Origin of the sequence: Peredibacter starrii (assembly GCF_034259205.1) — a bacterium.
In the GTDB taxonomy this organism is placed as follows: domain Bacteria; phylum Bdellovibrionota; class Bacteriovoracia; order Bacteriovoracales; family Bacteriovoracaceae; genus Peredibacter; species Peredibacter starrii.
On record NZ_CP139487.1, the window covers coordinates 3,232,970 to 3,257,518 of the forward strand.

At 43.4% G+C, this 24,549-nt stretch carries 29 protein-coding genes and 1 tRNA gene; 14 read left to right on the top strand and 16 right to left on the bottom strand.

What is annotated here, in order from left to right:
* Positions 1-19 precede the first annotated feature (19 nt).
* Positions 20-1,237: a protoporphyrinogen/coproporphyrinogen oxidase gene (locus SOO65_RS16070; RefSeq protein WP_321400210.1), complete on the top strand. Its 1,218-nt coding sequence runs from the start codon at positions 20-22 to the stop codon at positions 1,235-1,237.
* Here the strand turns inward: SOO65_RS16070 and SOO65_RS16075 are convergent.
* The 4 genes from SOO65_RS16075 to SOO65_RS16090 form a co-directional block, all read right to left on the bottom strand.
* Complete coding sequence (locus SOO65_RS16075; protein ID WP_321392579.1) at positions 1,227-1,913, bottom strand: alpha/beta fold hydrolase; 687 nt, start codon at positions 1,911-1,913, stop codon at positions 1,227-1,229. The two genes, SOO65_RS16070 and SOO65_RS16075, sit on opposite strands and share 11 nt — an antisense overlap.
* Entirely contained in the window at positions 1,910-2,701 is a 792-nt protein-coding gene (locus SOO65_RS16080) for a penicillin-binding transpeptidase domain-containing protein (protein WP_321392583.1), read from the bottom strand. Before SOO65_RS16080 ends, SOO65_RS16075 begins: the two co-directional genes overlap by 4 nt.
* A gap of 43 nt (positions 2,702-2,744) precedes the next feature.
* Complete coding sequence (locus SOO65_RS16085) at positions 2,745-3,191, bottom strand: hypothetical protein (RefSeq protein ID WP_321392585.1); 447 nt, start codon at positions 3,189-3,191, stop codon at positions 2,745-2,747.
* A gap of 175 nt (positions 3,192-3,366) precedes the next feature.
* Positions 3,367-3,443 (bottom strand) — tRNA-Arg (locus SOO65_RS16090).
* 164 nt (positions 3,444-3,607) lie between these two features.
* On the opposite strand from SOO65_RS16090, the gene rsgA reads away from it, so the two are divergent.
* Positions 3,608-4,573, top strand: a complete 966-nt coding sequence (gene rsgA / locus SOO65_RS16095) for a ribosome small subunit-dependent GTPase A (RefSeq protein ID WP_321392588.1) — start codon at positions 3,608-3,610, stop codon at positions 4,571-4,573.
* Positions 4,574-4,579: 6 nt separating this feature from the next.
* On the opposite strand, the gene SOO65_RS16100 is transcribed toward rsgA, so the two are convergent.
* The 3 genes from SOO65_RS16100 to SOO65_RS16110 all read right to left on the bottom strand — a co-directional run bounded on the left by SOO65_RS16100 (position 4,580) and on the right by SOO65_RS16110 (position 6,251).
* Positions 4,580-4,723 (bottom strand): hypothetical protein, encoded by a 144-nt coding sequence (locus SOO65_RS16100; protein WP_321392591.1) that lies wholly within the window; start codon positions 4,721-4,723, stop codon positions 4,580-4,582.
* A 109-nt stretch (positions 4,724-4,832) separates the two neighbouring features.
* Positions 4,833-5,441 carry an Hsp20/alpha crystallin family protein gene (locus SOO65_RS16105; protein ID WP_321392593.1) on the bottom strand — a complete coding sequence of 203 codons (609 nt, stop codon included), beginning with the start codon at positions 5,439-5,441 and terminating at the stop codon, positions 4,833-4,835.
* Positions 5,442-5,465: 24 nt separating this feature from the next.
* A complete protein-coding gene (locus tag SOO65_RS16110; protein ID WP_321392597.1) occupies positions 5,466-6,251 on the bottom strand; it encodes a cobalamin-binding protein in 786 nt (261 codons plus the stop codon).
* A gap of 33 nt (positions 6,252-6,284) precedes the next feature.
* Here SOO65_RS16110 and SOO65_RS16115 point away from each other — a divergent pair, with 33 nt between their 5' ends.
* A complete protein-coding gene (locus SOO65_RS16115; protein WP_321392599.1) occupies positions 6,285-8,396 on the top strand; it encodes a protein-disulfide reductase DsbD family protein in 2,112 nt (703 codons plus the stop codon).
* 118 nt (positions 8,397-8,514) lie between these two features.
* Positions 8,515-8,931 carry a hypothetical protein gene (locus SOO65_RS16120; RefSeq protein ID WP_321392602.1) on the top strand — a complete coding sequence of 139 codons (417 nt, stop codon included), beginning with the start codon at positions 8,515-8,517 and terminating at the stop codon, positions 8,929-8,931.
* Here the strand turns inward: SOO65_RS16120 and SOO65_RS16125 are convergent, their stop codons facing one another.
* Both SOO65_RS16125 and SOO65_RS16130 read right to left on the bottom strand, forming a co-directional pair.
* A complete protein-coding gene (locus SOO65_RS16125; RefSeq protein WP_321392604.1) occupies positions 8,932-9,960 on the bottom strand; it encodes an NAD(P)H-dependent glycerol-3-phosphate dehydrogenase in 1,029 nt (342 codons plus the stop codon).
* A gap of 11 nt (positions 9,961-9,971) precedes the next feature.
* On the bottom strand, positions 9,972-10,226 hold the full coding sequence (locus SOO65_RS16130) for a DUF493 family protein (protein WP_321392607.1): 255 nt from the start codon (positions 10,224-10,226) through the stop codon (positions 9,972-9,974).
* A 166-nt stretch (positions 10,227-10,392) separates the two neighbouring features.
* Between SOO65_RS16130 and SOO65_RS16135 the strand changes: the two genes are divergently transcribed.
* Positions 10,393-12,492, top strand: a complete 2,100-nt coding sequence (locus tag SOO65_RS16135; RefSeq protein WP_321392610.1) for a hypothetical protein — start codon at positions 10,393-10,395, stop codon at positions 12,490-12,492.
* Positions 12,493-12,494: 2 nt separating this feature from the next.
* Positions 12,495-13,448 (top strand): L-threonylcarbamoyladenylate synthase, encoded by a 954-nt coding sequence (locus tag SOO65_RS16140; RefSeq protein WP_321392613.1) that lies wholly within the window; start codon positions 12,495-12,497, stop codon positions 13,446-13,448.
* Here SOO65_RS16140 and SOO65_RS16145 read toward each other — a convergent pair.
* From SOO65_RS16145 to kdsB, 5 genes are read right to left on the bottom strand one after another with little or no spacing between them, the layout of a single operon-like run.
* Positions 13,434-14,003, bottom strand: coding sequence for a calponin homology domain-containing protein (locus SOO65_RS16145; protein ID WP_321392616.1), 570 nt, complete (start codon positions 14,001-14,003; stop codon positions 13,434-13,436). The two genes, SOO65_RS16140 and SOO65_RS16145, sit on opposite strands and share 15 nt — an antisense overlap.
* On the bottom strand, positions 14,003-14,539 hold the full coding sequence (locus SOO65_RS16150; RefSeq protein ID WP_321392618.1) for a KdsC family phosphatase: 537 nt from the start codon (positions 14,537-14,539) through the stop codon (positions 14,003-14,005). Before SOO65_RS16150 ends, SOO65_RS16145 begins: the two co-directional genes overlap by 1 nt.
* The gene (gene kdsA, locus SOO65_RS16155) at positions 14,536-15,336 is read right to left on the bottom strand and encodes a 3-deoxy-8-phosphooctulonate synthase (protein WP_321392620.1); all 801 of its coding nucleotides are present in this window, start codon (positions 15,334-15,336) and stop codon (positions 14,536-14,538) included. Before kdsA ends, SOO65_RS16150 begins: the two co-directional genes overlap by 4 nt.
* 10 nt (positions 15,337-15,346) lie before the next feature.
* The gene (locus SOO65_RS16160) at positions 15,347-16,942 is read right to left on the bottom strand and encodes a CTP synthase (protein ID WP_321392623.1); all 1,596 of its coding nucleotides are present in this window, start codon (positions 16,940-16,942) and stop codon (positions 15,347-15,349) included.
* On the bottom strand, positions 16,939-17,673 hold the full coding sequence (gene kdsB / locus SOO65_RS16165) for a 3-deoxy-manno-octulosonate cytidylyltransferase (protein ID WP_321392625.1): 735 nt from the start codon (positions 17,671-17,673) through the stop codon (positions 16,939-16,941). Before kdsB ends, SOO65_RS16160 begins: the two co-directional genes overlap by 4 nt.
* 121 nt (positions 17,674-17,794) lie before the next feature.
* On the opposite strand from kdsB, the gene SOO65_RS16170 reads away from it, so the two are divergent.
* The 4 genes from SOO65_RS16170 to purB all read left to right on the top strand — a co-directional run bounded on the left by SOO65_RS16170 (position 17,795) and on the right by purB (position 21,771).
* Positions 17,795-18,139 carry a hypothetical protein gene (locus SOO65_RS16170; protein WP_321392628.1) on the top strand — a complete coding sequence of 115 codons (345 nt, stop codon included), beginning with the start codon at positions 17,795-17,797 and terminating at the stop codon, positions 18,137-18,139.
* 77 nt (positions 18,140-18,216) lie between these two features.
* Entirely contained in the window at positions 18,217-19,719 is a 1,503-nt protein-coding gene (locus SOO65_RS16175; protein ID WP_321392631.1) for a TolC family protein, read from the top strand.
* Between the two features lie 3 nt (positions 19,720-19,722).
* On the top strand, positions 19,723-20,484 hold the full coding sequence (locus SOO65_RS16180; protein WP_321392634.1) for a hypothetical protein: 762 nt from the start codon (positions 19,723-19,725) through the stop codon (positions 20,482-20,484).
* A 3-nt stretch (positions 20,485-20,487) separates the two neighbouring features.
* Entirely contained in the window at positions 20,488-21,771 is a 1,284-nt protein-coding gene (purB, locus tag SOO65_RS16185; protein WP_321392637.1) for an adenylosuccinate lyase, read from the top strand.
* On the opposite strand, the gene SOO65_RS16190 is transcribed toward purB, so the two are convergent.
* Complete coding sequence (locus tag SOO65_RS16190) at positions 21,764-22,354, bottom strand: SPOR domain-containing protein (protein ID WP_321392639.1); 591 nt, start codon at positions 22,352-22,354, stop codon at positions 21,764-21,766. The two genes, purB and SOO65_RS16190, sit on opposite strands and share 8 nt — an antisense overlap.
* A 133-nt stretch (positions 22,355-22,487) precedes the next feature.
* On the opposite strand from SOO65_RS16190, the gene SOO65_RS16195 reads away from it, so the two are divergent.
* From SOO65_RS16195 to SOO65_RS16210, 4 genes are all read left to right on the top strand, one after another.
* Positions 22,488-22,667, top strand: a complete 180-nt coding sequence (locus SOO65_RS16195) for a Flp family type IVb pilin (RefSeq protein WP_321392642.1) — start codon at positions 22,488-22,490, stop codon at positions 22,665-22,667.
* Positions 22,668-22,938: 271 nt separating this feature from the next.
* Complete coding sequence (locus SOO65_RS16200; RefSeq protein WP_321392644.1) at positions 22,939-23,523, top strand: hypothetical protein; 585 nt, start codon at positions 22,939-22,941, stop codon at positions 23,521-23,523.
* 72 nt (positions 23,524-23,595) lie between these two features.
* Positions 23,596-24,003, top strand: coding sequence for a hypothetical protein (locus tag SOO65_RS16205; protein ID WP_321392647.1), 408 nt, complete (start codon positions 23,596-23,598; stop codon positions 24,001-24,003).
* Positions 23,987-24,271: a hypothetical protein gene (locus SOO65_RS16210; protein WP_321392652.1), complete on the top strand. Its 285-nt coding sequence runs from the start codon at positions 23,987-23,989 to the stop codon at positions 24,269-24,271. The genes SOO65_RS16205 and SOO65_RS16210 overlap by 17 nt, the downstream gene beginning before the upstream one ends.
* A gap of 14 nt (positions 24,272-24,285) precedes the next feature.
* Here the strand turns inward: SOO65_RS16210 and SOO65_RS16215 are convergent, their stop codons facing one another.
* Positions 24,286-24,516: a hypothetical protein gene (locus SOO65_RS16215; RefSeq protein WP_321392655.1), complete on the bottom strand. Its 231-nt coding sequence runs from the start codon at positions 24,514-24,516 to the stop codon at positions 24,286-24,288.
* Positions 24,517-24,549: the final 33 nt, after the last annotated feature.

Consider the following 24,549-nt stretch of genomic DNA (forward strand, 5'->3'; position numbering starts at 1 on the left):
ACCTTCATATGATTTTATCATCGTTGGTGCAGGACTCGCAGGGCTCACGGCCCATCATCGCCTAGTTCAAAACGGCTTCTCAGTTCTTCAAATTGAAAAAGACACGATCGTTGGTGGTCGAGTAAGAACTCTTAACCTTCAAGGAGCAAAGGCGGATGTCGGAGCTCAGTTCTTCACTCGTGGCTATCCTCTCATCTCCAATCTAGTAAAAGAACTAAAACTTGAAACCCAAGATAGCTGTGCGCTCATGGGTTTTATGATGAAAGAGAAGAATCTTGTCGTTAACACCAAGAATCCATTTTCATCGCTAACTCAAGGATTAGTTTCTCCGAGATCATTCCTGAAGCTCGCTCAGATTCTTGTCTATTTTAAATTAAAGCACCGAAAGCTTGCTCTGGAAGACATCACTGCGCTGGCAAAGTTTGATAACATGAGTGCGGAAGACTTTTGTCTTAAATACTTAAATGACGAAATTCTTCGCAACTTCTTTGCTCCCTACTTCTCAGCTTTTAACTACGCCTTTGCTAATGAACTATCGGCCTCCATGATGGTGCGAGCTCTCGCTCATATGGCAGAAGGGAAATCACTATTTGGTTTGAGTGAGGGGCTTGCAGGACTCCCTCTTACTTTGGCCCAAAACAAAAACATCATGACTGATACGGCCGTCCATCAGATAAAGGGTGAAGAAGTCACAACTGATAAAGGTGTGTTTAAAGGAAAGAAGATTATTGTTGCGACTACGGCCACTGTCGCAGAAAAGCTTCTGAAAGATAAGTTTCCAACGTCACTTAAGACCAAGTACTCTCCTTCGACCCATGAAGCGATACTTTGCAAAAAGAATATCAAGAAAGGTCCTTACGGTACTCTGGTGCTGCCGGAGAGAAATCCATTCATCAATGTCGTGACGAATGAAGCTCAAAAAAATACAAAGTTAGTCCCTGAAGGTTTAAAGCTCATCGGAGTACTAAGAAGCCGCGAAGGCCATTCACAAAATGACTTTTCGGATAAATGGCGTTTATTAGGAATTAAAGAAGCGGATGTTCTCGATTACCGTATCACCAAATGGGATGAAGCAATTCCTGTATGTGCTCCCGGTAGAGCAAAAGAAGTCCTCGCTTATCGAGAGTCGCTGAAAGCAACTGACCAACTATTTTTAGCAGGTGACTATCTCGGCACTCCCTGTGCAGAAGGTGCGGTGGAGTCTGGAACTTTTATCGCGAGTCTCTTTACGAGATAAAATCTAATAGAATCATATTAAGAATCCCAGGTTGCTCGAGTGGAACAAAGTGACCGCAGTCATTTAAAGATTCAAATTTGGCGTTCTTTGGATTCTTAGCGGTCCTCTCAATGGCCGAGGGTAGAACAATCTTATCATCCTCACCTGCTACATAAAGCATCGGTAGAGTGACTTTTTGAAGATCGGCAGAGATGTTCCTTCTTTCAAGAGTCGCCTTGAGCTGCCGGAGATAAACTTCCTTAGCGTCAGCTCCTGCCATGGCATGAATGGTATTTCTAATTTCAAGGTTCTCGTATGAAGCGGGAGCGAGATAATCCTTCAAACGCTTATCGGTGATTCCTGTGAACTTTCCCTTCTCTAAAGCAGGCAATGTGTCCAGAACGAGCTTCTTCTCCTCTGGAGGATATCCTTCCCCTGAAGCAGCAATCACAACTAGCTTCTCAACTCTCTCAGGGTATTTAATCGCAAATTCCTGGGCAACATGTCCTCCCATGGAAAAACCTATGAGGGTCATTTTCTTCTGCGGAAGTTTGCGAACTAATTCGAGCATCTCTTCAATTGAATCGGAGTGACGAAGATCAATTACCGCATGATTCGGAAACTCTCTCAATTGATATTGGAAGATTCGTTCATCACATAAAGTACCCGGTAGGAAAACACAGAAGCTCGAGATCATTTCGTGAGACCCATCTCAGTTAGGATCTCCATCGTTGTGTCTCGCATTCTCGGACCACCCGGAGTTTTCTGATCTTCTAGATCAGTTCCGTTGCCAGCAAAAACATAAGTTTTATCGCCGTTCTTTAAAACGCCAACAAACCAACCGAACATTTTACCAGGTTTCGCCATACAATCATGCCCTTTTACACATCCCGTCCCAGTCTTACCGTAAAGATCAGCGTTTCCCAGCTTTTTGATGAACATCACTTTCTTCGTGAGATTTGTAGCACTCTCTGAAGCGAGTTTACCGTTCCAGAAATTTGTCAGGAAGTTTACTTGTTCGCGAGGAGAGATCCTTAAGCTCGATGTGACCCAGGCCGTTTTCATTCCACCTGAAAAATCTTTATTACCGTAGTTGTATTTTTCTAAGAGATCATGAATCGTTTTCTCACCTAACTGAGGCATAATCCATTCAGTTACCCATTTGGCCGAAGTACTCATGAAAGTCATGGGAGTAAGATCTTGGTTGATTTCCGGGCGATCGCGCTTTACTCCGTCCCATTTAATCACCTGATTCTCATCCTTAAAGACCCCTTTATCAAAGGCCATAAGAGACGCAGCTATCTTGAAAGAAGAATTTGGTGGAATCCTTTGATCACAACGAGGCGAATTGTATTCAGCAATGACTTTGCCGTTACTCATATCCGAAATCGTGAAACAGGCCTCACGATCGGTGAAGTGTTTTTTGAAATCGACAGTGGCGAAGGCCGTATTCACAAGAATTAGTGTAAAAAATAAAATTTTCAAAAGATAAATCTCCATACTTCAATTGATGGACTTCGTTTCTAGACTATTTTTTAGGAACGAGGCGATAAGGTTGAACAATAGAAAGATCTTTAAAACCAATCAATTCTTTTCTGCTCTTCAACTCAGACAAGCAACTTTTAAACTCATTAGATAATTCAATTTCTCGAGTTGAAAATTCAAAGAAATCCATGACCCCACGTTTTGAATACCCAACAACGAAACATAAATTGAAAGCATGTTGCTTGCCAGTTCTTTCCATTTCCTCCTCGTAACACTTTCTGATCGCGGGCTCGAGACTCAGCATGCGAGCGTATATGTCTTCCTCTGAAAACTTCTTTTTACCTTGAGCAGGTGTAGAATTCTTTTTTAGATATGCTAATGCTTCATTAGAACAGACTTTCTCTTTCGAGTATGGAGGAAGGGTATCTTGCACTCTATTAGATGAACAGGCCGTTAATACAAATAGAAACACAATCGACAATGCTTTCATTCGTGGAGATTCCTTGGAAGATCATTTCTTCAAATTATAACTGAAAATCCCATTTTTCCTCAAAAACGATCAGATTCGCATGAACGCCGAGCGAACATGAGGGAGCGTACATCAGGTACGTGACCGAATGTGAGACGAGAGCGTGAATGCGAAGATGGAAGTTTTTCAAGAAAAATGGCGCACTGGACAGGAGTCGAACCTGTGACCTACCGATTAGAAATCGGTTGCTCTATCCAACTGAGCTACCGGTGCGCGATTTACAGACCAAACGTGAGAAAAATCCATTGATTCCAAGGAGTTTAGCCGTTCAGAATATTTAGGAACTCACTTTAACGACCCTAACTAATTCTGTCAATCGAATAGCAATGCGTCAGTTTTGCCGAGTTATATTAAAAAAAATATGGTAGCTTCTGCCAATGACCATCAAAGCCCGTATTTTCCGCTCTTCTAAGAGGCATTTCGAATGCCAACGTGAAGACACCAAAGAAGTTGTTCTCGCCACAGCGTTAGCGGCCCTTTTAAAAGAAGATCATATCGTGGTTGGCGATTGGGTGGAAATCTCACCTCCTCCTCAGGGTGGAGAAGAATGGAAGATCGAAAGCGTCCAAGAACGCAAAAGTGCCATTTTTCGAAATATTCCCCGGGAACAAAAAAAGAAAGTTATCGCCGCTAACGTAGACGTAATGTTGGTGGTGGTGAGTGCTGGTAAACCGGCCTATAAAAGAGGCCTGGTCGATCGCTATCTTGCTCGCTCCGACTACTGGGGCGTTCCTGCCTATGTCGTGTTCAACAAGATGGACCTCTATGAGGAATCAGAGTTCGACATCAAGTTCGAGGCCGAACGCTTAAAATGGCTGAATGTAAAATGCTTTGAAATTTCTGCGGAAGATAAGAACTATAAACCGCGCTTTCTTGCGAATGGGTTCGACGAACTCTCTCATGAACTCCAAAAGAAAACGGCCGTTCTCGTAGGACACTCGGGCGTTGGTAAAAGCCGTCTCATCACTGAATTAAGCCATGGAAAGATTCAACTCTTAAGTGGCGAACTCGGTAAAGTTGGTAAGGGTGCCCATACTACGACTTGGGCAGAACTTATCGATGGTGAAAATTTCGCTCTCATCGACTCTCCCGGAATTCGTTCCATGTCTCTTGCCGATCTCACCAAGCAAGACCTTCTCTACTGTTTTTCAGATGTAAACGAATGGACGACAAAATGTCAGTTCAGTTCGAACTGTACTCATGAAGCAAATAGTAAGGGGTGTTTTTTTCAGAAGCTTGATGGAGGCAACCGAGAGGACCAATTGATCCTCTCTCGCCTGGATTCTTATAAACGTGTATTGGAAGAAGTGTCCAACATTCCCGATTGGCTAAAAAAACCTTAGGGAATATTAGCGCGGGTACACGCGATCGTAATACTGAGATCTTTGTTCCATCTTTTGCTCTTCAACAGATGAAATACCACGATCATTATGATGAGAAGCACAGCTAACCATCAAACCAAGTACGAAAAATAGTGCTACTGTTTTTGCCATTGTGGGCCTCCAGGATTGGGATTGAACACTCACCAACCTCTTCGGCTTCTTCGACCAAATGCTTAGGAAAATTTTGCCTGGAATAGAGAAGTTAAGTCATTTCATCAGTTTAGATAACGACATCATCTTCAGATTTCGGTAGCGGTTTTCGCTGATCAACCGGCTTTTTCTGAATGGTTTTCGCCGTTCTGAATGGGAAATTCAGAAGGATCTTCCCTTCTTTCTGATCCATCTTCACTTTCGTTGGATCACAATCTCCAGGAACATTAAAACTATTGTTGAATTCAGAAATGGTACTTCCGTATTGTGATTTTTGTTCGGCCGATCCCTTGATCGTGATCATGCCATTATTCACATTGATGTCTAATTTCTGCTCGGGAGTTTTCGGAGTAATGGCAAGTGTTCTTCCACCTGCAGTTTCTGTCCACTCCATTTGAAAGTTACTTGTCGTTGGCGCAAAAGAATCCATACCAGAGAATGATTCATTCATCATTTCCTCTGCCATTTTTTCCAGGTCCTTAAACATGTCCTCATCCGAACCATTACCGTTCATGAGTTTATCCATCATGCGACGATGTATTTCTTCTCTAAGTTGCAGACGTTTTTGAATTTGATCAGCACGAGTGTCTGAAACAGACGGTTTATTTTGTGCCAGACATGAAATGGCCCAAACCACTAAAAGAAACATGACTCCAAGAGTGACGTACATTCTTTTCATATAGATAAATATGGGCCTATTTTTTCAGCCGTCAAGAGTGGCAACTTTCTGAATTTTTTCAAACATTTGATCTAGTCCGTCAACAAACAGGGCAGGCCCTGGTTGCAGGAAGACGGCCGGATCCAGCTCCCAAATAAATTTATTTTGGACCGCTGAGACCGCTCCAAAACCAGGACGCTTCTCGAACGAATCGAGCTTCACTGGTTTTCCACACCAACAACCAAAAATAATCTCGGGATTACGCTTAATGATCTCTTCATGAGTCACCTCACGATCCCTTGCCATTGCTCCAGATTTGTCTTTAAAGATATTTTCACCACCACAGGCTTCTATCAGCTCAGACACCCACTTAATGCCCGAATAATTGGGATGATCCCACTCTTCAAAGTAAACTCGGGGGCGACGAGATAATTTCCGCGCTTTGAAGGCGTCTAATTTTTGTTTAAACGAGTCTACTAACTTTTGGGCCTTCTCCCCCTCGCCGATCATGCGTCCCAAGAGAAGGATATTATTGAGAATCTCCTCTAAAGATCGCTGATTTGTCACAAAAACGTTCAATCCTCGTCCTATCAATTGGGAAGCTATGTCTTTTTGTAGATCCGAAAAGCCGATAACAAGATCAGGCTTCATCGAGACAATTTGCTCAATGTCAGAGCGAATGAATTGGGTGACGGTTGGATGCTTGGATTTTGCTTCAGGTGGTCGTTCAACATATTGACTCACACCTGCGATCAAGTCCTCTCTGCCTAGTAGATAGAGAGTCTCGACTGATTCCTCTGTGAGGCATATAATTTTGGCTGGAAAAGACATAATTGGCCCTCCCGTTCATGATAAAGGATTCACATGCTGAAAGCTATTGTTCTTCTCATCCTCTCCGCCTCATTATGGGCAGCTGAAGAGCACGCCACGGTTTCTATTCAACGCTTCCAGAAAAAACTCGTTGTAACCATCAACCACGATGAGGGTTGGCACACATATTGGAAAAATCCAGGTGACGCAGGTATTGCTTCAACTTTCAAATTTACTCAAAACACCAAACCAGTAGATGTAAAGTCCTACGAGTGGCCTACACCGAAGCGCTATATTGAAGCAGGAGATATTCTCACGATTGGTTACTCGGGCAAAAAACATTTCTTCTTCGATGACGTACCGGGTGCCTTTGATCTTCAAGTCGGAATGCTGATCTGTAAGGACATTTGTATTCCGGGTGAGGCCAAGCTAAAACTTGGACCTAACGAAGAGTTCATGGCCAACCGAATGGCAAAACCATTCCCGGCCGATGAACTAGAAAAAGCTTTCAAAGATCTTCCAGAAGAGGCCAAGACTCCAGCGAATCTTGAGTACTATCTTACGCGCACAAAGGATCAGCCGAACCTGACTCTTCACTACTCACTAAAGAATTTTAAATCATCAAAACTTCCAGAAACTCTGAATCTTTTAACTGGTTTTCCTCAAGCACCATGGGGCTTTAAGCGCGAAACACTTTATCTAAAAGATGGAGTGATTTACGGTAAGACCGAGATTGAATGGGATGGAGAATATCAGGATCCAGTGGTGCCTCTTCCGGCCAATGGTCAATTTCCAAAACCATACGAACTTAAATTCTTAATCAATGCTCCAGATTCAGCGAAAGTAAACGTTGTGACGTTGAAGCTTCAGGATTTTGCGAACGCTACTCCAGCATTGAATGATTTCTATAAAAACCTTCCTCCATACGATGGTAAGGGCACAGGTGTCATCGCCGGCACGACTGCTTCGCAAGGTAATATCTTCGAGTACTTTTTATTCGCCTTTTTAGGCGGTCTGATTTTGAACCTTATGCCATGTGTGCTTCCGGTTATCTCTCTGAAGCTCTTTGGTCTTATTAAGCACAAGAACCTTCCGAAGAAAAAAATCCTGGGACACAATCTAAGTTATACCGCAGGTGTACTTTCAACTTTCATGGCCCTGGGTGGTGTGATCGCGGCACTTAAAGCAACCGGTGAAGAAATTGGCTGGGGCTTCCAGCTTCAGTCTCCGGCCTTCATTCTGGTGATGATGCTGATTCTGTTTATCCTGAGCTTAAACCTCTTTGGACTTTTTGAATTCGTGACTCCAGGTGGATCCAAACTTGGTTCTGCTGAAATTAAAGAAAGTGTCGCGGGAGACTTCTTTTCAGGAATTCTCACGACCATTCTTTCAACTCCTTGTTCAGCACCATTTCTTGGTACGGCCCTTACGTTCGCCTTCACCACAAGTACTCTGAACATCTTTTTGATGTTCTTCTTTATTGGTCTAGGACTTGCCTTCCCATTTCTAATGACGGCCTTCTTCCCTGCTGCCTTGGCGATTTTTCCTCGCCCGGGTGCCTGGATGGAAAAGCTAAAATACTTCCTGGGTCTATCACTAGTAGCTACTGTGATCTGGCTTTATGATGTGTTCGTGACTCTGGTTGATTTTGATAAAATCAGCTGGCGCCTGAACCTTCTTTTTGCTTTCTGGTTCTTTGCTTTCTTCTTCGCGCAAAAAATTTCTAAGTCTCGCGTGCTTCAAACCATTGCCTTCGCTTTTCCATTAATTATGACTGTTATGGCGATTCAGAACCTGGAGATGCGTCCCACCACTACTGATGCAGTTGTAAAAACAGACTCTCAGTGGAAGCCTTGGTCAGAAGAGAAATTGAATAATGAAAAAGGTAAATTGGTCTTCATGGATTTCACTGCTGAGTGGTGTTTAACTTGTAAGGTTAATAAGCGCCTTGTGATGGAAACTGATGGCTTTAATGAACTGGCAAAAAAATATGATCTGGTTCTTCTTCGTGCGGACTGGACCAAGCGTGACGATAACATCACACAATTTTTAAAACGTTATAATGTGGTGGGAGTTCCTGCCTATTTCGTGCAAAAAGCTGACGGCCAGATTGTTCACCTGGGTGAGACGATTAGCCTATCTAAAATCGAATCGAACTTAAACTAATGCAAATTTCACTAACGGTGCCGTAGTAAACCTTAAGATTCGAAGATTCAAATATTTATGCACATATATTTATTTCAGGGTCTATACCAATTGATGGGCCCTGAATTAAAATTCACGCATGAAAACTTTAATCCTCATTCTCGTTGCCCTCTTTTCTTTCTCTGCCTTTTCGCAAGACTGCGCCACCAATCTGGCACAGCTTAAGTCTTTGGTCGCCAACAATGGCTTCCCTACTAAATGGGCCGAGAAGGGCGACCAAAATCCGTTCCTTCTTCATATCAGTGAACGCAATAATCTTTTAAATCTTCGCCTCACGACTAAAGATGGTGAATGGGCCATGATGGACACTCGAGTTTGTAAAAAGAACTCTGAACGTTATGCGGCTGAAGTGAAGAAGATTGTCTGGGGTCCTGCCGCACCAGAAATTGCCAAAGGCCGTAATGTGAAAGAAGTGGGCATTCGCCTGCCTTACCATTCGACACTTGAGGTTTCGATTTCTATTTTCTGGAGTGGCGAATTCGAGCCGGTGAGATAATCACGCCTCGTCAAACTTCGGTGGAAGTACCATCATTTCACGGGCCACTTCTTTCGGATCGTGATTGTTGTAAAGTACTTCATAAAGTCCCGTGAAAATGCGCGCGCGAATTCCCATCTTCTCAGCTAAAAAGTAAGCGGCCTTTGTGGTCTTATAACCTTCTACCACTGACTTCGTGGCTTTGATGATCTCTTCTGCCTTGCGCCCCTTCGCAATCTCAATCCCGAAACTCTTATTACGAGAAAGCTCACCCGTGGTAGTGAGAATAAGATCTCCCATCCCAGACGGACCATAGAACGTTTCAGGCTTTGCCCCAAAAACCGTTCCAAAGCGAAGCATTTCGACGATCCCACGAGTGATAAGAGCGGCACGAGTGTTGTGGTTATAACCAAGCCCTTCCATGATACCACCAGCGATGGCGATCACGTTTTTAAGGGCCCCACCTAAGAGCACACCCTTCACATCTGTAGTCGGTAGTGCCTTGAAGAATTCAGTTCCTAACATCTCACAGGCAAGAAGAAGCTTATCTTTGTCTTCCCCAGCAAGTGACACGATGGTGATTTGTTTATCAACGATTTCTTTCGCAAACGATGGCCCAGAAAGATACATGAGCTGTGAGCGATAATTTTCAAAGTGAGCTTTGAACATTTCATCTGGAAGTTTAAGGGTCTCGTGATCAATCCCCTTCGCTAAACTCACCAGTGGAATGCCTTGATCAAGATAGCGCTTAAGATCTTGTTCATTACGTGAACAGAAGTCTTCAATCGCAGACATTGGTAGACCTGAAACAATCAAATCAACATGACCATGAGTCTGAGCTTTCACTTCATCCCAAGTCATGGCCGCTTTAATCGTATCCGGAAGTTTTTGTCCTGGAAGATATGTCGTGTTCTCGCCACGATTGATCTCATCAAAGATGTCCTGAGATCTCACCATGATGATGACCTTCTCAAAATTTTGAGAAAGCACAAATGCGATTGAGGTACCGAAAGCTCCCCCGGCCAGAACCAGGGCGGTTTTGAATTTCATGGAGGTCCTTTTTAAAGACTGATCACACCTTTAATAGTACTCATCAATGCGTAAATCTCGAGTACTTCATCAGTGCTTTTCATGAGTTTTCTGGCGTTAACCGAAACATAGTTGCCTTTTTTAGACAGAGTTTCGGTGATCTGATAGCCCGGGAGCTTATCTATGATCAATAACTTATCATCGATTTTGACGATAAATTTGAACTCGTAATAATCCGGCCAATTGTAACTCTCATCTAATAGCGCTCTAAACTTTTGAATATCCATAGTTTTCGTTCTTTTTTAAAAAACCTGCTCTCAGTAACCTCGTGATTTCGCTCTCGGAAAAAGCGAAATCAGGAACTTAAGTCAGAGGCAGTTGATTAAGTTTTCCCTCTAGAATAACCGATCCAAGCTCTAATCACAAAGGCGATTGATTGCCTGGGAGTTCCCGATGAAAGTATGGATGCTTGTCCTTCTGACGATGTCGTATTCTGCGTTCGCCAGCGAATTCACCCATATCAAATTGATTCCAGAGTTTGAGCACTATCTTACTCATGGAGAGACGAAAAGTCCCCAGAAATTGAAATCTGCCAAGGCGATGTCTGCCAATGATAATAGCTTTGTAGCGACCTTTGAGTCCAGAATGATGGGCGCCCTTTTAGGCGTTTCAAAAGGCACAATCAGTAATCCGATTCCAGTAGACGGAGAAGAGTCTCCTCTTTACGAAGAAATTCGTCGTCATCTTGAAAGTGCTCACCAGCAATTGGGAGCGGATCAAGTGGCAAATATCAATCGCCTGAATCAACAATTTAATCTTGGTTCATCAAACTTTTCTGGCTTTAGTTGGCAGAAACCATTTGGCGTGGTCCATGTCTATGTTGATCGCCAGGTGACTCCAAATCTTTTTGGAACAAACTGGCTTATTCAGGACACTTTCAATTTCTACATTGAGGCCACAACTCTGCTTGAAAGACTCAATGAAGAAGGTCTCTCGAACATGAGTGCGACTGAAATCGCCGCCTTCGCGGGGATCACGTTCTCTCGCGTTTATACTTACTATCACTATGCCAATTCTTATCAAGAGGGACTTCAGGCCGATTACGGAAAGCTCTTTTTGTCTTTCGCCAAGTTCAATCAAAGTGGTCTAGAGAGCATGGCCCACGAGGAAATTTTAAAACGCGAAGATAACTGGACCGCAAGTGCCGGTGGTATCATCAGCACTCCTCCCCTTTATAACATTTCTTTCTCGGGTGGGGTCCTTGCCCAGTTCGATCTTCAGCAGATGACCTCGGTTTCAAATACAAATACTCAGGATCAGCGATTTAAAATTGGAATATCATCTAAGAAAACCACTTCTGCTGGAGCGACAGCGGAATTGCAATTAGACTTTTTCAAACTTCTAAAATTCTCACTTCTGCGTTTTGATCTGAACTATGAATACGCTTCTGGTAAAGAAATCACACTTGGTCTTAACAACGACCAATGGCAACACGTGAAAAACGATTCTGCAGAGTACGCTGAATTCAAACAAGTCCTCCGTGGCCATAGTACGGTTAAAGAACTTGAACCATATGTGGTTCGCCTAGATGAATCGAGTTCCTCTTCCCTTGAATCTCGCGGAAGCATTCTTCTGTGGGGGAAAATGCAGAAGAGTAAAACGGAACAGATCCGCGTGATCAAAGATGATACCGTTCGTGTGTTCTTTAAGAATTACTCTCAGAACGTGAAAGTGGTTCAAAACTTTTTGAGTCGCATTTTCTCCGCCATCATTTATAAATTATTGAAGCTTCCAGTGGGTGCCACTAACGCCGCCATCTATAGCCGTCAGTTAACCATGGAGTATGAGGCGACTCATGCCCAAGCAACGGATCCCAAGATCAATCGCATTGATGGAACAGAACAGTTCTCATTTGTCCTGACTCAATACTATGATGCCAACCGCACTGATCGCTGGATCGATCGTGGCTTTAAGAACGATATGATTTGGTTCGTGGATAATTTCACGACTCTCCCAAAAGACTATAAGACCTCGATCCGATCGGAGCAGCTAAAAGGTCCGATGCGTGCAGAATCAAATCTTCGTGTTGAAAAAGCGGGATTCGATTACCTACTCGCTTCTTCTGAAAACTCAGTTTTCTATCAGCTCGCCGTCGTATGCGAATCAAAAAAGAAAGATGATTGGGCCCGCGAAGATCGTCGAAGCTCAATGCTTAACCGTTCTCAGACCGGTAATGAAGACTGTGTAAAAGACATGGGTCTTAAGTATCTTTCATTCCGTAGTGACTATCTTTCAAACCATTTGAAACCGTCTCTGGCGAAGTTTAAAAGCTTTATTACCCAGTACTATAAAGAGGCCGGAAATATCGCGAGCCTTCAGGCCCTTTTTGGCGTGGACAATACCTTCATTAACGGAACTCTTCAGGCCAGAACCTCAATGGGAACAAGCTTCACAACGTCCTTTTCCGCTGGACAATTCCGCGGTCTGGGGGTTATTGATAACGTCAAAAGAACCACCGGCTCAAGAGCTGTTGCCAGTATCGTAAGCGAGTAATTTTGAAAATCGTTGATCTAGATAAAGCACGCGACCTACTCCTTTCTGGAGAGGTGGTCGCTATTCCTACTGAGACTGTTTACGGTCTTGGAGGTTGGATTAATTCGGAGGAAGGTCTTCAGAAGATCTTCTCAACTAAAGAGCGTCCTTTCTTTGATCCTCTCATTGTTCATATTGATGGAATTGAAAGTGCCAAAAAACTCACAAGTGACTGGACCAAGATCCATGATGTCCTGGCCCGTGCTTGCTGGCCCGGTCCTCTTACCCTGATTGCTAAAAAACACGATTCAGTCAGCTCTCTCATAACTTCTGGTCTTGATTCCGTGGGACTTCGTTGCCCACGTCACGAGAAGACACTAGAGCTTCTTAGATCAATTCCCGGCGGTGTAGCAGCACCTAGTGCTAACAAGTTCGGAAAAACCTCACCTACGCAAAGCCAGCACGTTTACCAAGAGTTTGGTGATGCAGTCGCTATCATTGAAGGTGGCGCGTCTGATATCGGAATTGAATCTACTGTTGCGGGTGTAGTAAATGGCCGTGTGGAAGTCTTCCGCCCGGGTTTCTATACCGCTCAAAAGCTAAAAAATATTTTGAAAGATGCTGGGATGGACGTTGAAGTGGTTTATGCTCAAAGCCCAGTTGCTCCTGGACAGCTTAAGCATCACTACATGCCTCGCATTCCGCTAATCATTACTGGACCAGAATTCAGCTGGGCCCATAATCAAGCGGCCATCGAAACAGAACTTCAAAAGACATTTAAGAGGCCTGCAATCTGGCTTCAGCCTGAAAATCCAAGTCTAGCTAGTCGAGAACTTTATCAGAAGATGAGAGAGTTTGATGAGCAAGGCTTTGATATCATCCTCACTCCGTACTTACCAAACCACTCCGGCGAGGAATGGCTTGGTATCTGGAATCGCCTTGAGAAGGCGAAGACGCTTTCTTTAGCGAGGAAGTAATCCGAATTTTTTCAGTAAGAACACAACCAGAGTGAAAGTCAGCACCACGATGAGGAACTTCTTCGCGTTCATAAGAAGACGAGAGTAATCATCTCGGGCGAGGTCACCTTTGATATTGTGCTGATCAAGAATCGCGATAACACGTTCAATGTTATTGTCTGCAATTACAAACACATCCCCTTTCTGCGTATGAATCGTGATTACGTGATTAGGTTGAAGAAGCTTATAGTCTTTAACATCTGTATAAAGGACCGCCTTATTCATGAAAGGCAGACCACGGTTATACACGAAACCTTTCTCACAAAAGCGCACTCCACGAATGAAAGCGTAATAGATCGCTGGCACAATCACGATCAAAAAGAACGTGATGAATTCATTTGGGTAACGGTAGTGATAGTTGATGACGTCTAAGATTTTAAAGCGGCCGATTGCTTGGAACTTCTCGTAAGTATAGGTGTCGAGAATGAAGTCGTTGGTGAAAAACACCACAACTGCCAGGATCACCAACTTAAAAACATTCAGCATCGATGTTTTATAGAGCTTCTTCCCCAACATTAGAAATCTCCAATATTCGGGTGAATATTCTGAGCGTAACGAACGAGATCAATCACTTCACGAGCGCAGCCCTTTCCGCTCTCCTTGATCGTAACGTAATCAACCTGCTCCTTCACCTCATCGCTGCAGTTAGGAACAGTCGCTGAGAAGCCTGACTTTCTAAGAAGCGGGATATCGAATAATTCGTCACCCATATAAAGTACTTCTTCCGGAGTAACATTATACTTCTTCATCATGTCCATATAAGCTTCGCGCTTATCTTCGTTTCCGGCGTAGCAGAAATCGAGTCCAAGCTGCTCAGTTCTTTTTGTAACTGAAATACTATTACCACCAGTAATCACACCTACTTTGATTCCGGCCTTCATCAGAAGTTTCATGCCGTAACCATCGTAAATGCAGAACGTGCGGTTAAATCCCACTTCTTCAGAGGCCCACCACACATGAGAATCAGTGAGGATGCCATCAAGATCGAAGCATACAACTTTAATCTTCTTCAGCTTTGCTTCAAACTTTTTTGAAGTGTCCTTTAAGCTCATTCTTCCACCGCGCGACGAATTTTAAGAAGTTTCTCAACGATACCTTTTACAGAAGCAAGAGGTAGAGCTGTTGCTGCGTCTGAAAGCGCCTTATCTGGGTTCGGGTGACATTCCATGAAGATACCGTCAGCGCCGGCCGCGACCGCAGCTTTTGCTAGAACCTGAATCTGCTCACGCTTACCACCAGTCGCTGTACCAAGACCGCCTGGACGCTGAACACAGTGAGTAGCATCGTGAACTGTACGTACACCGAATGATTTCATGATCTGGAACGAGGCCATATCAACCACAAGGTTATTGTAACCGAATGATGAACCACGCTCAGTCAGGATGATTTTTTCTTTTGGAAGAAAGTGCGAAGCTTTATCAACGATGTTCTTCGTTTCTTCTGGAGAAAGGAACTGGCCCTTCTTCACTTTAAGTTCGCGGCCGTATTTAGCACAAGCTTCAGCACCAGCGAAGATCATATCTGTCTGACGACATAGGAACGCTGGAACTTGAAGAACACTTACGTGCTTCGCCACGATTTCTGCCTGATCCGGAAGGTGGAAATCAGTCAGAGTCGGAAGACCGTACTCTTTATTGATCATAGAAAGAATGCGCATCCCTTCTTCGATTCCTGGCCCACGGTAAGACGTGAACGACGAACGGTTCGCCTTATCGAAGCTTCCTTTGAAATGAAGATTAATTTCATTCTTAAATGGCTCAAGATCTTTAAGAAGTGTTTCAGCAATTTGACGGGCAAGAGCTTCGCTCTCAATTACACATGGCCCGATATAAAAATCCATCTTTTTCATAAGTTCCTCTTTATAGTTTGCCACTTGCCTTCACGAATGAAGCAAACAGCGGATGTGGGTTAAATGGTCTTGATTTGAACTCTGGGTGATACTGACACGCAATGAAGTGTGGGTGATCTTTGAGTTCAATGACTTCAACTAGGTTAAGGGCCGGGTTTCTACCAGAAACAACCAGTCCTTTATCTGTAAGTTTATTGATGTATTCGTTATTCACTTCTAAGCGGTGACGGTGTCTTTCAGAAATCTTAGTTGAGCCGTAAATCTTCTCACCCAAGCTTCCCTTAGTGAATTCACAATCGTAAGCACCAAGGCGCATGCTTCCGCCCTTCGCTCCGTCTTTGGTCTGACCGGCCATATAGTGAACCACGAAGTCACCTTTATCAGTGAACTCCATTGAAGTCGCGTCTTTGATTCCAACTACGTTACGAGCGAACTCGATAACTGAAAGTTGAAGACCCAGGCAGATTCCGAAGAAAGGTTTCTTCTTTTCACGAGCGTATTGAATGGCCTTAATTTTTCCTTCCGTTCCACGTGAACCGAATCCACCCGGAACAAGAATGCCATCTACCGTTTCAAGTAGATCGGTCTTAATGCCCTTTTCTAAATCTTCAGCATCAATATAGATGCGGTTTAGTTTTACCTGATTTGTGATCGCTGCGTGTCTTAGGGCCTCATCAAGAGACTTATAAGACTCAATCAGCTCAGTGTATTTCCCAACAATCCCGATGTTCACTTCTTTCAGTGGGTTTTCAGAGTTGTAGATTACCTTGTTGATCTCATCCATCTTCGGCTCTGTTGTCCACATGCCAAGAAGTTCAGTGATTCGTTTATCGAGTCCCTGCTCCTGGAATGACTTCGGAGCTTTATAGATCAGATCCATATCAATTGATTTGAATACGTTCTGCTTAGGTACGTTACAGAAAAGAGAAATTTTATCGATGATTGAGTTATCGATCTCACGGTCCGCGCGACACATAATGATTTGCGGGAATAGACCAATTGATCTCATTTCTTTCACTGAGTGCTGAGCTGGTTTTGATTTAAGCTCGCCGGCAGCGGCCACATAAGGGATAAGTACTAAGTGAACAAAAAGTACGTTCTCAGTTCCTACATCCAAAGCGAACTGACGAATCGACTCCATAAACGGAAGAGACTCAATGTCACCCACTGTTCCACCGATCTCACCGATCAATAGATCACAGTTTTCAGCGGCCATATGAATACGACGCTTAATCTCGTCAGTAATATGCGGAACAACCTGAACGGTTTTTCCAAGGTACTTACCTTCACGCTCGTTTTCGATCACTTGAAGATAGACCTTACCAGTTGTGAAGTTATTGTTCTTAGTCAAAGTCAGGCTGGTGAAACGCTCATAGTGACCTAAATCCAGATCGGTCTCTGCTCCGTCATCAGTCACGAACACTTCTCCGTGCTGAGTTGGGCTCATGGTTCCCGGATCAACGTTAATATAAGGGTCCATCTTAAGCATGTTGATTTTGATTCCACGACGCTCAAGAAGACAGCCGATACTTGCGGCGGCCAGACCTTTTCCTAGAGAACTCGTTACACCACCGGTAATGAAAATATATTTTTTAGAATGCTTCACGACAGAGCTCCTTCTACTTTTTTGACATCTTCAGGGACATCCACTCCGATTAATTTCTGAGTGGTCAATACCGCTCCAATACGCATGCCATTTTCAAGACCACGAAGTTGTTCCAACTTCTCAAGGTCTTCAAGTCGTGACATTGGCAATTTCACAAAACTCGTGAGCGCTTTTGGACGGTAACTATAAACACCAATATGCTGGTACCAAGGATATTCTCTTCCGCCATCACGATCATAAGGAAGTGACTGACGTGAGAAATAAAAACATTGATTTGAAATTGAACTCCAGACCGCTTTCACGACATTTGGATTTTTAAAGTCCTCATCCTTCACACTTCTCTCTCTAATAAGAGTGGTGATTTCATAATCAGACTTCATATGGAACTCGGCGAGTTCTTTTAGAACATCACCTTTAAGAAGAGGTTCATCACCCTGAACATTGATCACAAGATCAGGATTTTTTTCTTTCAAAAATCTCTCGTAAGCAAGAGCGATACGCTCTGACCCAGATGGAACATCATCATCAATTCGCAGAACTTTTCCACCAAACTCTTTCACATGTTTTTCAATGCCATCGTGATCAGTCACGACCGCAGTTTCAAAACCTGAAGCGTGACAGTTTTCATAAACTCTTTGGATCATGGACTTACCAGCGATGAGCGCCAGTGGCTTTCCCGGAAATCGTGAAGATGCAAAACGTGCTGGAATTAGGATCACAACGGATGCCATAGAGACTTACCTGCCTAAAAAAATATGACCCCTCATCTTACTCAATGCTCTACACATAGACAACAAGATGAGAGTGAAATTCGTCTTTGCCAGAATTCTGTCGCATGTTATTCTTATTACTATGAAACCGATTTTAACCGTCATTGTTTTGGCACTTTCAATGCCCCTCTTTGCTCAAGAAGAGGCCCTGCTGCAAGATGCCATCACTAAGCCCGTGTTAAGTCTAAGATGCAAAGAACTTTTCAAAGAACGTGCTCACAAGATTAAGATGCAACAGCGGCTGAACGCCCTTCTTCAGAGGAACCAAGACTTGATCAAAAAGAGTCCTAAGGCCAAGGAAACTTTGCACGCTCGTCTGAAATCCTCAGAAGTAAAAGTTAAAAACGAGCTTTATCTCACGAATCTTCAAATTGAGACCATGGAAGAGAACATTGTTCGCTCTGGTTGCCCTGGCCTCTCCTTATAATATCTGATTTTACTTCTCAGTTTTCTTGATGTTACACTCTTTAGCGCACACACACATTATTCGCGGGAGAATGAGCTTTGAAAAAAGCCCTTTTCATCTTCCTTTTATTGGGAAGCTTGAATCTTCTGGCGCAGGACGAGGACCTGAATGCGCTGGAAACTTCGATTCAAGAAGACGTAACGACATCCACTACTGTTGACGAAGGTTCCACTGGTTCAAGAAACCGCTGGGCCAGCAAACGCTCTAACTACGACGTTAAAGATCGCGAAGGTCGCGTTCTGGATCTTCGTTCAGTTTTAGAAGAAGGCTTTCGTCGAAACCCTTTCCAACAAATTCGTAACCAACAAAAAGAACAGATCGAATTACTAAAGACCGATCTTTATCAAAAGTTCTGGTTACCGACTGTTTCGTTGGAACTTCAATCTTCTAATCACAAGATTGACCGCTTTCGTGAATCTTCACAAAGCACTCCGGGCATGGGCGCTCAACAAGCTCCTACAGGAAGTCTTGGACTAGTGATTGATGAGTACACCCTCTTTAACTGGGGTCGTGATTACCTTCAATACCAAAACGATAAACAAACTCTTAACCGTTCTAACCAACAGTTACTAGAAGCTCGTCGTCGTTTAAAGTTCTCTCTTATTTCTCAGTACTTCAACATGATCCGAGTAAAGGCCATTAAAAGCATTTATCAGGAACAGCTTCGTCAGACTTCGTTTATTCATCGTTTGGCCCGTGAAAAACTGCAGTTAAGAAAGATTCGCGCTCAAGAGTACTATCAAACTCGTTCGGAATATCTTCGTGCGCAGACTGAGTATCAACAAGTTCTTTATGATGTGGGTATTCAAGAAGAAGAACTTGCAAATCTTTTAGGTGACGAATACCGTGGTGCCTATCGATCAGTAGAACAATTGAAATACGTTTCAATTAATACTTCTATGGATGAGGCGATGAAGTTCTCACAAGAACAAAGTGTGGAGTATCGAAACGCAAAACTTGCTTACGATAATGCCAGCCGAACCTATGAGAAGACACTAAAAGACAACCTTCCTCTTCCAAAGTTCTCATTCAACCTTGGAACATACCGTACTGGTTTTGACCCGGAAGGCTCTTCTTGGAACTATCAAACTAGTCCAGGCAACCGAAACATTGAACTCGTTGCTGCGATCGATATGAAATGGACCCTTCTTGGTGAAGGCGGTTTCTTCAACTCCCGTGATAACCAACAATCTTTCTTGAACAAGCGTATTGCGGAAATTAACTTCTTCAACACTCGTCGTGCTTTGGAAGTTAAGATCAAAACCATCTACAGAACAGTTCGCTACCTCGAGCAAAAAGTTGAGATCGCTCAGGATCAACACAAAAACGCTCAGAAGAACTATGACTCCGTGTTAGATAACTACATCGGCGGTCGCGCGACTTATTCTGACATCAAACTAGCGATTGATAACCTGGTGAACTCTTTCACGAACTCTGAAAACGTGAAATACAATCACCTTCAAAAGAAACTAGAGCTGGCCGATTTCATGGGTCTTGAAGATTTCCCAGGGGAAAACTTCGAGTCACTGGCACAGAGGTAATTTATGAAATATCTACTTTTACTTCTTATTCCGGCCCACGTTTTTGCAGCTAGCTTCTTTGATCTGACTGAAGAAGAGCTTAATCCTAGTTCAGAAGAAGTTCTGATCAAAAAGCCTGAAAAGTATCAGCGCGATGAATCGATGATCTATAACTTCAATTCAAGTTTAGGAATCAAAGACCAGCGTCGTTATACTGGGGAAGACAGAAACCGCTTCTCTCTTGCGGGCCACATTTCTGGTGACTACGAGCACTTCAATAACCTTCTTGGTGCGGAGGTCGCTTACATGAGACGAAGCACACGCTATAACCAGTTCTGGTATGGCGCTCAGTTCTTCGCTCATAATACGTACTTTGATGCTATTACTCAGAACCATAACTTAGGAACAAATCCTAATTCTGAAGCTCAGTTTCAGCGTCCGGGTGATTCAAAGGCCAAAGTCATGGCCGGTGGTCTTGGGATCGGTTACCGCTTCAAACTTCTTTTGGAATTCCTTCCAACTGAAGACTGGTTTGAAAACATTGATGTGTTTGTGAACTATGTTCAGATGGATGATTCATTCATTGATCGCAAGTATGCCGGTTATGGTCTTACGACTAACTACGGTTTACATAAACGTGCTGGTACCTCTTTCTTTTACGGAGGGAAATTGTCCTACAACATCGCAAGTGTGACCCGCGAAGCAATCGGGGACGAAAGTAAGAGTGATCGTACTTTTGCTCTAGGTTGGTTATCACTTGGCGTGGAAATGGGCTTTTTCTATTAAACTATGATTCCTCGTTACGAAGTTTCAGAAATTAGTTCGATTTGGACTGAAGACAAAAAGTTCTCTTACTTCATGCAAGTGGAGATGGCCCTTTTAGCTGCGCTGGAAGACTCAAAAGTTATTCCTAAAGTCAGCGATAAGTTTCAGAAGGCCGGAATTAATCTTCCTCGCATTCATGAAATTGAGGCCACTGTTCATCACGATGTGATTGCTTTTTGTAGCTCTATCACTGAACAAGTCGAAGCTTCTGCTGGGAAGTTCTTCCACTACGGATGTACCTCATCTGATGTGATCGATACTGCTCTTTCACTTCAAATTCGTGACTCCCTTGAAATTGAAATCAAGGCCCTGCGTGAATTACAAGATGCGCTTTGGAGCAAAGCAGAGAGTGCAAAACACCTTTATACATTAGGCCGCTCACACGGCATGTTCGCCGAGCCCATGAGTTTCGGTTTCAAGTTCCTCTCTTATGTGAGTGAGTTTTCTCGCCGCTTAGAAGACCTTGAGAATTTCAAAAACAACTTAACCGGACAAATGTCGGGTGCAGTTGGTAACTACACGATCCTCACTCCAGAAGTTGAGGCGAAAGTTCTTAAAGCACTTAATCTTAAAGTAGAACCTCTTTCAACTCAGGTCATTCCTCGTGATCGACATGCCACTCTCGCTGCACTTCAAGCAGGTGTCGCTGATGCGCTTGAGCGTCTCGCGATCGAGATTCGTCACCTCCACCGCTCAGATGTAAATGAAGTGATTGAAGGCTTTAAGCCTGGCCAGAAAGGCTCTTCAACGATGCCTCATAAGAAGAATCCAATTGCCTCTGAAAATATCTCAGGTCTGGCCCGTGTGATTCGTTCTCATGAAGTTATTGCCCGCGAAAATACTCTCCTTTGGCACGAACGTGATATTTCGCACTCATCTGCTGAAAGAATGTGGCTACCAGATAGTTTTGGACTGACAGTGTATGCACTTAGACGTGCGGCCAAAATGATTCGTGATCTTCATTTAAATGAAGAGAAGATCAGTCTCAAAGTTCAAAATGAATTCGCCACTGCTTCAAGCTACATCCTTCATAAACTTCTTCCGACTTACAACGGAACACGCGAAGAGCTTTACGCTCATATTCAAGCAGCATCCTTTGAGGCGAAGTCTCGTGATGAATTTATTAAGGGCCTTGAGTCTCGCGGACTTGCGATTAAATCTCTGCCACTACATTCTGTGAAAGACATGTATGAGGCACAGACCGAAGCGGTCTTTAAACGCGTGAAAGAGACGTATAAACTTACTTAATCTCAGTAATGATGTGATCCTGGCCAGCAAAGAGGCTCTGCTCAGACTTGATGTAAGTCTTGGCCTCTTCTACTGAATCGAATAGACCAAGGCTTACTCTATACCAGTTGCCTTTCCCTTCGATTTTCACTTCATTGATGATCGGGCTGTAACCACGAACAGTGAAGCCTTCAGCAAATTGCTTGGCTTCTTCCATCGTGTTGTATGAACCCAATTGAATGGTGAATTTGCCGGCCATCGTAGATTGAGGCGCAGCAGTTGTAGTCGGTGGATTTTGTGGAGTAGAGAATTTTTCTAACTCATCTGACAGACGGTTCTTAGACTCATCCATTAACTTTTTAAGTTTTTCTTCGTCAGTAAGTTTTGCATCTTCAGAAACAACAGCTTCAGCATCTTCTTCAACAGTTGATTTTAACTCAACTGCTTTCACATCTTCTGATTTAACACCTGAAGCATCCAAAGCAAGTTTTTTACCCAGACGAATTCCCAGTGTGAAACTAGTAATGATTAAAACCACCACAAACGTTAAAACGATGATGATTTCTTTCTTTTCAAAAATGATGACTTTGTTATTTTCTTCCATGTCATTATTTTAGGGGCTTACCCTATTTTTCGCTACACATTTTCAAATCCGAACAAATCCATCAACTATGCCGCTCTTCTATCGCAGGATCTGGCCCTTTGATTTAAAACCTCCAAGCCAATAAGGAGGCATTATGAAAAAGCTCGTTAAGAATGAAAAAGGCCAGGGGATCATGGAATACGTCATCATCTCCAGCCTGGTAGGTATTTGTTGTCTGGTCGCCGTTCGACAGTTCGGGGACGTGGTTCAAAAGCGCATTAACAATATGAAAAGCCAGATTTCTCAGGAAATCCAACTTAAAGATACCAAGTGAACCTCCTCGCTTGGCTCTTAAGTCTTTCTCTTTTGGTTGTCCTTCTGGTCCAGGCAGTGGAGTTTCAGCGCTCTACTGTCTGCCGGCAGGAGGCCTGGCGAAAAAGCTTCGAGCTCTTAACCAAGGCAACTCTTTCCAATCCCTCTCCTTACCAAAGAGATTGGCACCTAGGGTGCCGCCTCCATATTTCCCGAAACCAAGACCACATTAAATGGCAAAGACTTCCAAAACTAAAAAGCCACGACTTCTTACTCCCCATCGAGGGAAACCTATGAATCAAAGAGGCGAAATAACTCTCTTCTCTTGCTTCCTCCTCTTAAGCCTCATGGCCCTGGTTTTGGCTTGTGGGCTGGAACTTCGAAAATCATTCAAACTTTTGGAGCAAAGGTCTCACTTGTTTCTTTGTGTGAAAGAAACCAAAGGTGAGTTCAATGAGTTCATGATTTTTATGGGGAGAACCAACTGGGGCATTAAGAACATCAACCGCGCAAGCCTTATCATGATGTTCATACCAGGACTTCAAGGTGCGGCGATGGACGCCCAGAAGCTCAAAAAATATCTCGTGTATGCCCAAAATGTTCGCCTCATTTCTTATCTGAAAACCTTGAAGGATTTGAAAGGAAAAAATTGTCCCTTGGATCCCAGGATGTTTATAACGCCATTTAAGACAAAACGAGACTCTGAAGAGGCCCTCGTTTTGAGAGAGGAAAAATGGACCTATTACTTTTTACGAAGGCCCTATGTTTTAAGTCTCACGACTTCAAGTCAGGGATTCGAGAGCGTGAACCCGAAATTGAAATTTCTCATGGAAGAGAAAGGGGCGATGTTGTCCTCCCACTTACTCTCACGCTTTTAACCGCGAGTTTTTTATTCGCAAGCTTGTTTTGGCTTAACCGCCATTTTGAAATGAAAACCAAGGAGCATCTAAGTGACTTCCGAAGCCGCTGGAATCAACTGGAAAAAAAGTACCAAGATTAAACTAGGCATCGCCTTGGTTATATCGAACGTCTTTTTCTTTCTCTTGTTTGGAAATAATTCAGAAGTGAAACCGGAGTCATCTGGAGTTCCCGCAGGTTGGGTAGAAATTCAATTAAGCGCTGAACTTTTCACTCCATTTCATTCGGGAAAAAAAGTGCTTCTCGTGAATCGAATTGGAAGAAAGAAACTCGAGGGAGTGTTACAAACACCGGCAACAGAAGGAAGGATGACAGTCCTTGTGAAAGAAACTGAGGCCCATGCCCTTTTTCAACACGAGACCTGGGAAGTTCTCCCCTTCCTTAAAAACTTAAACTTTGCCTCGGTTAAAAAAGGTGAATCCCATGAAATTCGTTATTAGTTTTCTTTTCTGTCTGAGCGCCTATGCCTCACCAATTCAGCTGTACTTCGAATCAGATTCAATCGAAGCAAAAATGCTTAAGGACATTCTCATAACGGATTATCAAATTCCCGAGGAACTCATTGGTATGAAGAAGATCAAAGAATGTGAGGGAATTAAAACAAACGGAAAGTTAGAACTGTGCCTAAAAAACAACGGAGACCTTTTAGTGGTCTCCGTTGATCGTCATTTCATTAATGAATCACTGAAAGTATTTCAGGCCCCATAGGAGCGATGAATGAATTACTTAGCAGCAGCTTTTTTTGTAGCAGCTTTCTTAGCAGGTGCTTTTTTAGCAGCTGGAGCTTTAGCAGCTTTTGGAGCAGCAGCTTTAGTTGCTTTTGGAGCGCCGTCTTCGTGGATAGCGAACTTAGGAGTTGTACCCTTGTTACGGTTAGCAGCTTTTCTTTTAGCACCCATTGCTCTGTGCTTAGCTTTACGACGGTTTTCAGTTACTGCGGTTCTTGATGCCATAGGTATCTCCCAAATAAAAACTTATAATCTATT